An 11,745-nucleotide genomic window follows, 5' to 3' on the forward strand; every position below is an offset into this window, starting at 1 on the left:
GGTTGTAATAATTACGTATTGAGACCTGTTAATTACCTAATTCAGACATGAACTTGATGCGCATCAATTGAATCTCTTCGCGGGAATAATCTGCTTCCCCCAATTCTTTCAGTGCTTCATCAATCGAATCATTTTCGGCAGACTGGAAGTAATCGAATACTTCATCCTGACGATCTTCATCAATCAATTCATCTACGAAATAGTTCAGATTTAGCTTAGTTCCGGAGTTCACGATGGCCTCAATCTCTTTTAAGATATCAAAATAAGTGATGCCTTTAGATTTAGCGATGTCTTCCAGACTAATCTGTCTGTCTACATTTTGGATAATAGATACTTTCAGCTGCGATTTATTGGCCTGAGTTTTAATGATCAGGTCTATCGGGCGTTCAATATCATTGTCCTCCACGTATTTTTTAATCAGCTCAATAAATGGGGAACCGAACTTCATGGCCTTACCATTTCCAACTCCAGAGATCTGTTTCAGCTCATCCATAGCAATTGGATAATGCGTACACATTTCTTCCAGCGAAGGATCCTGGAACACCACGAATGGTGGTACATTCTTTTGCTTGGCGATTTTCTTTCTCAGGTCCTTCAGCAGTTGCAACAACTGTGTATCTAAAGTTCCTGATCCATGTTTCACATCATCTTCGTCATCATCTGCCGCACTTTCTATCGGCTCGTTGAGTACAAATTTAAGGCTATATGGATTTTCGATAAAATCTCTACCGTTATTTGTCAGCCTTAAAAGGCCATAATTGTCAATATCTTTAGAAAGGAAGTTATTTAATACCGACTGGCGGATTAAGGACTTCCAATAATTTTCTCCTTCAACCATTCCTAAACCGAATTCAGGAATCTTACCATGCTCGTAAGCGATAGTCTGAGCTGTTTCTGATCCGGTAAAAATGTTCAGGATATGTGCATCGTCAAATTTCTCGCCAATACGTTGAATCAACTTCAGTAAAACCAATAGGTTCTCTTCCGCTTCAAAAAGTTTCTTAGGCTTTTTACAGTTGTCGCACATACAGTTACAACCTGTTTCATTGAAGTTTTCTCCAAAATAATGCAGGATCTGTTTTCTGCGGCATACACCTGATTCGGCATAGTCGATTACTTCTTTCAGGATCTGTGTACCGATTTCACGCTCAGACACTGGTTTATCCTTCATGAATTTCGCCAGCTTATCTACATCTTTCTGTGCATAGAAAGCAATACATACGCCTTCACCGCCATCTCTTCCAGCTCTACCAGTTTCCTGATAATAGCCTTCCATACTCTTAGGAATATCATGGTGGATTACGAAACGTACATCAGGTTTGTCGATCCCCATCCCAAAAGCGATGGTTGCTACAATTACCTCTACATCTTCCATCAGGAACTTATCCTGTGTATCTGCACGTACTTTAGGCTCCAGACCGGCATGATAAGGCAAAGCCTTGATGCCATTCAGATTTAGCGCTTCCGCCACCTCTTCCACCTTTTTACGGCTCAGACAGTAAATGATTCCTGATTTTCCGGTATTGTACTTGATGTACCTGATCATTTCCTTGATAACATCTCTTTTCGGGCGGATCTCATAAAATAAGTTTGGCCTGTTAAAAGACGATTTAAACAAGGTTGCATCAGACATCTGTAGATTCTTAATGATATCCTGTTGTACTTTCGGGGTGGCCGTAGCCGTTAAAGCGATAATCGGGATATCCTCACCCAGCCCGCAGATCACCTGTCTGATTTTTCGGTATTCAGGACGAAAATCGTGTCCCCATTCCGAAATACAGTGGGCTTCATCAACAGCTACAAAGGAAATCTTGATCAACTTTAAGAATTCAATATTATCTGGCTTGGAAAGAGATTCCGGAGCAACGTATAATAATTTAGTTTGCCCGCTCAACAGATCACTTTTTACCTGGGTAATTTCCGCTTTGTTTAAAGAAGAGTTTAAAAAGTGTGCAATGCTGTCGCTTCCACCAAATGCCCTCAGCTGATCCACCTGATTTTTCATCAGGGCAATCAGGGGCGATATAACAATTGCAGTACCTTCGCTCATGAGCGCGGGTAACTGATAACATATGGACTTCCCTCCACCTGTAGGCATAATCACAAACGTATTCTTTCCTTCGAGAACATTGGTGATGATAGACTCCTGGTCACCTTTAAAATTATCAAAACCAAAAAAGGTTTGCAAGTTATCAAACAACGACTTTTTCACATCCATTACGCGTATAAAATATTCAGTGCTATATTTACTTCAAAATAACATAATTTTGCACTAATTCAAAGCATCAATATACTAATTAATTCTGTTTGAAAAGTAAAAAAGCTATTATCGGGGACGCAGTCAACACGTTACAACTGGAAGCTCAATCCATTTTGGGGCTAATTGACCATATAAATGATGATTTTTGCCAGATTATCGACCATATTCTTCAATGTAACGGACGTGTTATCGTCACTGGAATCGGCAAAAGCGCCATTATTGCGCAAAAGATAGTGGCAACTTTCAATTCTACGGGCACTCCATCAAGCTTTATGCACGCGGCAGATGCGGTACACGGAGACCTTGGAATGATCCAGAAAGACGACATTGTGATCTGTATTTCCAAAAGCGGAAACACGCCGGAGATCAAAGTCCTTGCTCCTTTACTGAAACAATCGGGGAACCTGATGATTGGAATGGTTGGACAACTCAACTCCGATCTTGCCGTACAGGCGGACCTGATTCTGAATACTACCGTAGCCAAAGAAGCTTGTCCGCATAACCTGGCACCTACCACCAGCACTACTGCGCAATTGGCAATGGGTGATGCCCTCGCCATTTGTCTGCTGAATGCAAGAAATTTCAATGAAGAAGATTTCGGCAGGTACCATCCCGGAGGCGCATTGGGAAAACGACTTTATTTAAAATCCGGCGATATCGCCCTGAAAAACCAAAAACCATCCATTCCACCAACGGCTTCGGTAAAAGATGTCATTATTGAAATTAGTCAAAACCGTTTAGGCGCAGTGGTTGTTATTGAGGCGGATACGATTTTAGGAATCATTACTGACGGAGATATCAGGAGAATGTTAGAAAAACATACTAATTTAGCCGATATTAAAGCAAGTGATCTCATGAATCCTCATCCTAAAAAAATTGAAAAAGATCTTTTAGCCATCAATGCACTGGAAATGATTAAGGAGAATAACATCACTCAATTATTAGTGACAGATGGCGGAGCGTACTTTGGGATGATCCATTTACATGACCTTCTACAGGAAGGCATAATTTAATACTTTCGATTTAGCATGAATAAAAATAATTACGCGTTAATAATGGCCGGTGGCGTTGGCAGTAGATTCTGGCCTGTCAGCAGAACAGAATTCCCAAAGCAGTTTATCGACTTCTTCGGAATCGGTAAAACCCTGATTCAAAGTACATATGAGCGTTTTTTAAAAGTCTGTCCACCAGAAAATATCTTTGTTGTAACCAACGAGATCTATACAGGTATCGTTAAAGAACAACTTCCGGACCTGCCCGCAAATCAGGTACTTGCGGAACCAATCATGAGAAATACCGCACCATGCGTTTCTTATGGCTCCATGAAAATTCTGAACCTGAATCCCAACGCAACGATTGTTGTAGCGCCTTCAGATCATACCATTACCAATCAGGACGCATTTATCGCTGCAATAGAGCAATCTTTAAAAGCAGCATCAGAAAACGACTGCCTGATTACCTTAGGCATCAAACCGAGCAGACCTGACACAGGCTATGGCTATATCCAGTATGTAGAAAACACCCTTCCTACCGACGATCAGATCCATAAGGTGAAAATCTTTACGGAGAAACCCAACCTGGATCTTGCAAAATCATTTATTCAGAGTGGTGATTTTTTATGGAATGCAGGGATCTTCATCTGGTCGGCCAAATCGATCACTAAAGCTTTCGCCAGACACCTTCCGGACATGCATGACATCTTCCTTCAGGGCAATCCGATATACAACACCGAAAGAGAAGCCAGCTTCATTAGCGACGCTTATCAGCAGTGCACCAATATCTCTATAGATTTTGGGATTATGGAAAAAGCAGATAACGTATACGTTCTTCCGGCAGATTTTGGATGGTCAGACCTGGGTACCTGGGCTTCGATCTACGAAATTGCAGCACATGATTACGTTGGTAATGCGGTGATTCCGGCAGAAAAAGTAATGATGTATGATTCCTCAAACTGCATGGTCAACGTCCCAAAAGACAAGCTGGTGATCCTTCAGGGCCTTCACGACTATATTGTAGTCGAGTCTAACAACACCCTCATGATCTGTCCGAGAACAGAAGAACAAAACATTAAACAGATTGTTGCCGATGTAAAATCAAAATTCGGCACAAAATATATATAATCAGGACTTTACCATTTTACAAGATGCATCCGGATTCTGGCTAAGGCTGAATTCCGGATGTATTGTTTTTAACAATTTTTGCCTCCAAATTTATCATTACAATGACTAAGTACTTATACGGAATTGACTTTGGAACTACCAATTCTGCCCTATCCATTTATGACGATGAAAAAAAAGAAATCATCGCTACCATTACCGTTCCTTCTATCCTGTACTTCAAAGATGAGGCAACTGAAACAGATGCTCTAACCCACTATGTTGGGGAAGAAGCGATAAACGCCTATATCAATGATGGTATGAAAGGTCGTTTTATGAAATCGGTGAAAAGAGTATTACCAAGAACCAGTTTCATCGAAACCCGGGTATTCAGTAAAAAATACAACGCTTCTGACCTGGTCACCCTGATTTTAAAAGACCTGAAATTCAAAGCGGATCAAATCATCGGCTATGACTGCCAGAAAGCCATTATCGGCCGACCTGTTTTCTTTGATGATGAGAGCAGTGCGAAAGATGCATTAGCCCAGAAACGCTTAAACAAAGCTGCAGAGAGTGCCGGATTTACCAATATTCGTTTTCAGTTTGAACCTATCGGAGCAGCTTTTGCTTACGAGCAAACCATCACTAAAAAAGAAAAAGTACTCGTTGCCGATCTTGGCGGTGGAACAACAGATTTCACCTACCTGGAATTAGATCCGGCAAAAGTGGGCAGTAAAGACCGTAAGAATGACATCTTAGCTACCGGTGGTATTTACATTGGCGGAGACAGCTTTGATTCCTCTTTCATGTGGGATCAGGGAACTCCTCACTTTGGTAAAGACACCCTTTACGAAGCTGCGCCAGGTAAAATGCTGACTGTCCCGAACTCCTATTTCAGCAATATCTGTTCCTGGGAGCAGATGAATTTCTTTAATGGTATCAAAGTAAGGAATGATATCCAGACTTACTACCATTACTCTAAACAAGACCCGAAATTCAAAAACCTGATCACCCTGACCGATCATAACCTTGGTTATTCTGTGTTTCAATCCATTGAGAAAACGAAAGTAGCTTTATCCAAACAAGAGGAAGCCCCATTTACGTATAGCAACATGGCAATCGAAATTGATCAGAACGTAACCTTAGATCAATACAACAAGATTATCCAAAGGGATTTAAGAAAGATCAGCATGTATCTGGAAGAGTTTCTAACGAAAAACAAGATCAATCCGGCGGAGATCGACAGTTTATTCCTGACTGGCGGAACCTCTATGGTATCCGCAGTAAAAGATCTGTTTAACAGCAGATTCCCGGAAGTACCTGTGAACTCAGGAGATAACTTTATCAGTGTAGCCAAAGGACTGGCTTATAGCGGATACTTATTCGAAGAAGCATAAAAAAAGGGAGCCTGTTGCTGGCAGGCTCCCAAAATATCAAGGTATTGTAATATTTATGACTGACGTTGTCTGATCGCTTCGTAAAGAATTACGCCTGCTGAAACAGAAACATTCAGTGAACTGATCTCTCCAATCATTGGGATTTTAGCCAGGTGATTTGCCATTCTCATGATCTCATTTGAAATTCCTTCATCTTCTGCGCCCATTACAATTGCCGTAGGGGCCGTATAATCCGGTGCATAAATCAAATCATTTGTTTTCTCTGTACAAGCAACAATCTGCAAGCCACAGTCTTGTAAATACAAGGCAACTTTATGAAGGTTTGGGTGTCTGCAAACCGGAATACTGAATAAGGCACCTGCAGAAGTTTTAATTGCATCAGCGTTGATCTGAGCCGAGTTTTTCGTAGGTACGATGATCGCATGCGCACCAGCACAAGCTGCTGTTCTGGCAATTGCACCCATGTTACGTACATCTGTGATACCATCCAGGATCAATACCAATGGCACTTCACCTTTCTCATAAACCGCAGGAATAATGTCTTCAATTTTCTGGAAAGAAATGGCAGAGATTACTGCAATCACACCCTGGTGATTTTTCAAGGTCATTCTGTTCAGTTTTTCTACCGGAACATTATGAACCGGCGCATCTACATCCTTCAAAAATCCTTTCAGCTCCACGATCAAATCGCCGCCTAATCCGCGCTGAATATAAATACTTTCAATATCTTTACCAGCTTTAATAGCCTCTATTACAGCTCGTATGCCAAATACGAATTCATTATTTTCTTTAGCTCTCGCAGGTCTCCTCGAATGTTCCATCTTTCTTAAAATTGAAGCGCAAAAATAGCTGAAATAATGCGATTAAAGGAAACCAATTTTCCGAAGGAGCTAACTAACTCTTTTCCACATAGTTCGGTTGATAAAATCCGGCCTTATGGAAAATCATTAGCGCAAATCCAGTATTTCTCCTTTTTAAATGTTCATAAAAGAATTAAGCAAAGGCCCTAATTTTTCCATATTTTTGTGCCCATGAGTAACGACAACGGAAATCAGGGACAAGATAAAGCGAACTTCACAGCCAGGAAGACCAGATTAAACAATTCCATGAACACCATGGGAAAGATACCTCCACAGGCATTAGACCTTGAAGAGGCTGTTTTAGGTGCTTTAATGTTAGAAAAGGATGCCCTATCTACGGTAATTGACATTTTAAAACCAGAAGTGTTTTATGCGGAAGCGCATAAGAAAATCTTCGAGGCGATTGCCTTATTATTCCAGAAATCAAAACCTGTTGATATTTTAACCGTTACCGCAGAGCTTAGAAACCTGGGTCAACTGGAAATGGTAGGCGGTGCTTACTACATTACCAATTTAACCAACAGGGTAGCCTCTGCTGCAAACATCGAATACCACTCGAGGATTATTTCTCAAAAATACATTCAAAGAGAGCTGATCAGAATCTCTTCGGAGATCATTCAGAATGCTTACGAAGACACTACAGATATTTTCGACCTGCTGGATCATGCAGAGAAAAATCTATTTGACATTGCACAGAATAACCTGCGTAGAGATACCCAGAAAATGGATGAGATTGTAAAACAATCCTTAGCCACCTTAGAAGCCCTTCGTGGAAAAAGCGACGGACTAACAGGGGTTCCTTCCGGCTTTACCGACCTTGACCGTATTACCGGTGGATGGCAGCCTTCAGATTTAGTGATCATCGCGGCACGTCCGGCGATGGGAAAAACCGCCTTCGTACTGACTTGTGCGAGAAACGCAGCAGTAGATTTCAAACGTCCGGTAGTGGTATTCTCCCTGGAGATGTCCTCAGTACAGTTGGTGAATCGTTTGATTTCCGGAGAAACCGAAATCGAGCAGGAGAAAATCAGAAAAGGAAACCTTGCAGAGTGGGAATGGCAACAGCTCCATAGCAAAATCGGTACCTTAACAGAAGCACCATTATTAATTGACGATACCCCTGCCCTGAACATCTTTGAATTCAGAGCGAAATGCAGAAGGTTAAAATCACAATACGACTTACAACTGATCATCATCGATTACCTGCAGCTGATGCATGGTAAAGGTGAAGGCGGTGGTGGAAACAGGGAGCAGGAAATCGGTAGTATCTCGAGAGCCCTGAAATCTGTAGCCAAAGAATTAAACGTCCCTGTACTGGCACTTTCTCAATTGAGTCGTGCGGTAGAGAGCAGACCCGGACAAAACGGTAAACGCCCGATGCTATCCGATTTGAGGGAATCTGGTTCCATTGAGCAGGATGCGGATATGGTACTCTTCCTTTACAGACCGGAATATTACGGAATTACAGAAGATGAGCAAGGACGTTCACAAGCAGGTATCGGAGAGGTAATTATCGCGAAACACCGTAATGGTGAAACCGGTATCGTTCCATTACGCTTCATCGGTAAATATGTTAAATTTGTAGATTTGGAGGATAACTTTGCTGCACCAACTTCCTTCTCTATGGACACCAGTGCAGGCATGGCCCCTTCGCAGGACTTTGACCGTCCGGCAGGAAACATCATCATCAAACCATCCAGAATGGATGATATGCATGACGATGACGCTCCTTTTTAAAACAGGATAAAATCTATACGAAATAACCTAGTAATATGCCCGCCAGTACAATTATTGGCGGGCTTATTTTTGTAAAGGTCAGCACCAGAAAAGTGCAGAGCATCACTCCTATTGACAATAGATTTAGGCCCATAGGCTGCACCAACAGCATAAAAGCGGCAATAATAAAACCCACACTGACCGCATTGATGCCCACCATCGAATACTTGATGCGGGAAATCTTTTTCAGGTCTTCCCAAAAAGGTACAATAAACAAAACCAGGATCAGGCCTGGCAAATTTATACCCATTACCGCGACAAAACCGCCCAGAATCTGACCGGTTAGCCCATAACCAAAAGTCTTCATGCTCAACGCACCAACATAACTGGTAAATGAAAACGTAGGACCTGGTAAAGCCTGTTGCAAAGCAAATCCGGAAAGGAAGTTCGTCCCGTTCAGGTAATGCTTCATTTCTACAAACTCCGTAAACATCAGGGGCACCAAAACCTGTCCGCCACCAAAAATGAGGATTCCGTTCCGGTAAAAATTCTCGAACAACCTGATCGGTAAACTAAAAAGAGAGGTACGGTTGATGATGGCACCTAAAGCCGCCAGGATCAGTAACACCCCAATAAAGTAGATCAGTTTTTTAGGGTTGATGTTAGAAAACAAGCGTACCCTAAGCTCACTCTCCTCTTTAGGCGTACCGATCGCGGAGGAGATCATCCCTCCTATTAAAATGGAAATAGGGAACACATAGGCATTTTTCAACACCATCGTAATCACCACTGCAGCAACGGCCAGAAAGATCGTCAGCTGCGAAACCAACACTCTTTTTGCCAGATTAAAAGCACCAAAAGCAACAATCCCTAAAGCGATAGGCTGGATATACACCAGAATCCCGCTGAATTTTTGCTGCTGATCCCATTTCGCAAAGCTGATGGCCGCGAAAGTCATCACCGCAGCCGAAGGAATAATCCAGATGAGAAAAGTAATCAGGGCCAGTTTCAGACCGCCTACTTTGTAAGCGATCCCCACCAGCGTTTGGGTAGAAGCCGGACCTGGCAGCACCTGAGACAGTGCATTTAATTCCAGGAGTTCCTCTTCCGTAATATACCTGACGTTTTGTACAAAATATTTAAGCAATAAAGCAAGATGTGCCTGTGCACCGCCAAAAGCAGTAAACGTAAAAAGGAACACATCTCTGATAAACAACAGTTGTCTTTTGTTCACCATCCCCATGGCTAATCGTCTTCGTAATCCAGGCCGGCAGCAGAATTATAGGCGCCCTGCAATTCAGAAAATGCATGCATATCTCTTTTATTTCTGGCAACAACCATCCCTTTCTGATACGTTTCCAGGGCAGCATCTTTTTGCTGTTCCTTCTCATAAAGCTTGCCAAGATGGTAATAAGTACCTACATAATCCGGGTGATCAGCGGTTAGTTTTAAGTAATATTCAAATGCCTGTTCTACGTCATTTGAATTGTTGTATTCCGTAGCTAAAGCGTACAGAACGAATGGATCATGAGGATCATTGGATAAAAACTCCAATAACTTTGCTAATCGGGTACTTTGCATTTTAAATCCCTGCTTTTTTAATTAGATTTGCAAAAAGACAATTTTATGAAAATATTAGTTTGTATCAGTAATGTGCCCGACACAACGACAAAAATAACTTTTACTAACGATAATACACAATTCAATACATCAGGCGTACAATTTATTGTAAATCCGTATGATGAAATTGCCTTATCAAGAGCAATTGAACTGTGTGAGGGTGGTAAAGGAACCGTTACCGTAATCAATGTTGGAGAAAGTACTACAGACCCAACCATAAGAAAAGCACTTGCCATCGGAGCAGATGATGCTGTCAGAATTAACGCTGCACCTAGAGACGCTTACTTCACTGCTTACCAGATTGCGGAGTATGCTAAAACTACAGACTTCGACATGATCCTTTGCGGTCGTGAATCTATTGATTACAATGGATCACAGGTAGCTGCAATGGTAGGCGAATTTTTAGATATCCCGTCGATCTCTATCATCAAGAAATTGGATTATGATGGAACGACAGCAACTATAGAACGTGAAATTGAAGGTGGAAAAGAAGTAGTTTCTGTAACGGGCAAGTTTGTTGCTAGTTGTGCAGAAGGTACTGCTGTGGCCACCATCCCAAATATGAGAGGTATTATGTCTGCAAGATCTAAACCGCTACAAGTAGTAGAAGCCAAAGAAATCGCGCAAATGAGCCAGGTGACTAAGTTTGAAACCCCTGCCCCTCGTGGTGCGGTGAAACTGATCCCTGCCGAATCCGCAGCAGAGCTGATTGGTCTTTTACACACCGAAGCAAAAGTGATCTAAACCGTTCTATTCCTATTTTTAAAATTATTTAACAAAGATCTTATGTCAGTTTTAGTATATGTAGAACAAGTCGATGGTAAGTTTAAGAAATCTGTTTTCGAAGCAGTATCTTATGCTAAAGCCATTGCAGATATACAAGGAAGTAGTTTAACCGCGATATCTATTGGTAATGTTGGAGAAAACGAACTTAAAGAGCTGGGTAAATACGGCGCTTCTAAAGTGTTAAACGTTGCCAGCGACCAGTTAAAAAACTTCGTAAACCAGGCTTATGCTTCGGTAATCGCGGAAGCCGCTAAAAAAGAAAATGCAGACGTTATCGTATTGTCAAACTCTTTCTCCGGAAAAGGTTTGGGACCACGTGTAGCGGTAAAACTGGAAGCAGGATTGGTAGATGGTGCAGTAGAATTGCCTAAACTGGATGGCGGTAAGTTCAGCGTAAAGAAAAATGCCTTCTCCGGAAAAGCATTTGCCATTACAGAACTGACTTCAGCGATTAAAGTGATCGCTTTAAACCCGAATGCCTTTGGCGTAAAGGAATCTGCGGTTGATACTTCAATTGAAACTTTTACTCCTGAAGTGAAAGCGACAGACTTAGCGGCAATCGTTAAAGAAATCGTGAGAGCAACTGACAAAGTATCTTTACCGGATGCAGAATTGGTAGTTTCCGCAGGGCGAGGTCTTAAAGGACCTGAAAACTGGGGAATGATTGAAGAGCTTGCCGGACTACTTGGCGCAGCTACAGCATGCTCTAAGCCAGTCTCAGACGCAGACTGGAGACCACATTCAGAACACGTTGGACAAACAGGCATTGCCATCAGTCCGAATTTATATATCGCCATTGGTATTTCCGGAGCAATCCAGCATTTAGCAGGCGTAAGTTCTTCAAAAGTAATCGTCGTGATCAATAAAGATCCGGAAGCTCCTTTCTTTAAAGTTGCGGATTACGGTATCGTAGGTGATGCCTTTGAAGTAGTTCCTCAATTAATAGAAGCATTAAAAGCACATAAAGGATAAATAGATATCCGGCTGAAGCATTTGTTTTGGCCGGGTAT

At 41.9% G+C, this 11,745-nt stretch carries 10 protein-coding genes; 6 read left to right on the plus strand and 4 right to left on the minus strand.

Annotated features, from left to right (window positions below; all coding sequences use genetic code 11):
- Nucleotides 1–28: 28 nt before the first annotated feature.
- Nucleotides 29–2,218, minus strand: coding sequence for a DNA helicase RecQ (gene recQ / locus OQX61_RS00885; RefSeq protein ID WP_265839751.1), 2,190 nt, complete (start codon nucleotides 2,216–2,218; stop codon nucleotides 29–31).
- Nucleotides 2,219–2,307: 89 nt separating this feature from the next.
- On the opposite strand from recQ, the gene OQX61_RS00890 reads away from it, so the two are divergent.
- From OQX61_RS00890 to OQX61_RS00900, 3 genes are all read left to right on the plus strand, one after another.
- Nucleotides 2,308–3,273 (plus strand): KpsF/GutQ family sugar-phosphate isomerase, encoded by a 966-nt coding sequence (locus OQX61_RS00890; protein WP_265839752.1) that lies wholly within the window; start codon nucleotides 2,308–2,310, stop codon nucleotides 3,271–3,273.
- Nucleotides 3,274–3,288: 15 nt separating this feature from the next.
- Nucleotides 3,289–4,380, plus strand: a complete 1,092-nt coding sequence (locus OQX61_RS00895; protein ID WP_265839753.1) for a mannose-1-phosphate guanylyltransferase — start codon at nucleotides 3,289–3,291, stop codon at nucleotides 4,378–4,380.
- Nucleotides 4,381–4,481: 101 nt separating this feature from the next.
- Entirely contained in the window at nucleotides 4,482–5,753 is a 1,272-nt protein-coding gene (locus OQX61_RS00900) for an Hsp70 family protein (RefSeq protein ID WP_265839754.1), read from the plus strand.
- A 53-nt stretch (nucleotides 5,754–5,806) separates the two neighbouring features.
- On the opposite strand, the gene rlmB is transcribed toward OQX61_RS00900, so the two are convergent.
- Nucleotides 5,807–6,574, minus strand: coding sequence for a 23S rRNA (guanosine(2251)-2'-O)-methyltransferase RlmB (gene rlmB, locus OQX61_RS00905; protein ID WP_265839755.1), 768 nt, complete (start codon nucleotides 6,572–6,574; stop codon nucleotides 5,807–5,809).
- A gap of 210 nt (nucleotides 6,575–6,784) precedes the next feature.
- On the opposite strand from rlmB, the gene dnaB reads away from it, so the two are divergent.
- Nucleotides 6,785–8,350, plus strand: a complete 1,566-nt coding sequence (gene dnaB / locus OQX61_RS00910; protein WP_265839756.1) for a replicative DNA helicase — start codon at nucleotides 6,785–6,787, stop codon at nucleotides 8,348–8,350.
- Between the two features lie 13 nt (nucleotides 8,351–8,363).
- On the opposite strand, the gene chrA is transcribed toward dnaB, so the two are convergent.
- Nucleotides 8,364–9,566: a chromate efflux transporter gene (gene chrA / locus OQX61_RS00915; RefSeq protein ID WP_265839757.1), complete on the minus strand. Its 1,203-nt coding sequence runs from the start codon at nucleotides 9,564–9,566 to the stop codon at nucleotides 8,364–8,366.
- 8 nt (nucleotides 9,567–9,574) lie between these two features.
- The gene (locus OQX61_RS00920) at nucleotides 9,575–9,910 is read right to left on the minus strand and encodes a tetratricopeptide repeat protein (RefSeq protein ID WP_265839758.1); all 336 of its coding nucleotides are present in this window, start codon (nucleotides 9,908–9,910) and stop codon (nucleotides 9,575–9,577) included.
- Nucleotides 9,911–9,955: 45 nt separating this feature from the next.
- Between OQX61_RS00920 and OQX61_RS00925 the strand changes: the two genes are divergently transcribed.
- Nucleotides 9,956–10,693, plus strand: coding sequence for an electron transfer flavoprotein subunit beta/FixA family protein (locus OQX61_RS00925; protein WP_265839759.1), 738 nt, complete (start codon nucleotides 9,956–9,958; stop codon nucleotides 10,691–10,693).
- Between the two features lie 42 nt (nucleotides 10,694–10,735).
- Entirely contained in the window at nucleotides 10,736–11,707 is a 972-nt protein-coding gene (locus OQX61_RS00930) for an electron transfer flavoprotein subunit alpha/FixB family protein (protein ID WP_265839760.1), read from the plus strand.
- Nucleotides 11,708–11,745: the final 38 nt, after the last annotated feature.

This window comes from Pedobacter sp. PLR (assembly GCF_026239675.1).
In the GTDB taxonomy this organism is placed as follows: Bacteria; Bacteroidota; Bacteroidia; order Sphingobacteriales; family Sphingobacteriaceae; genus Pedobacter.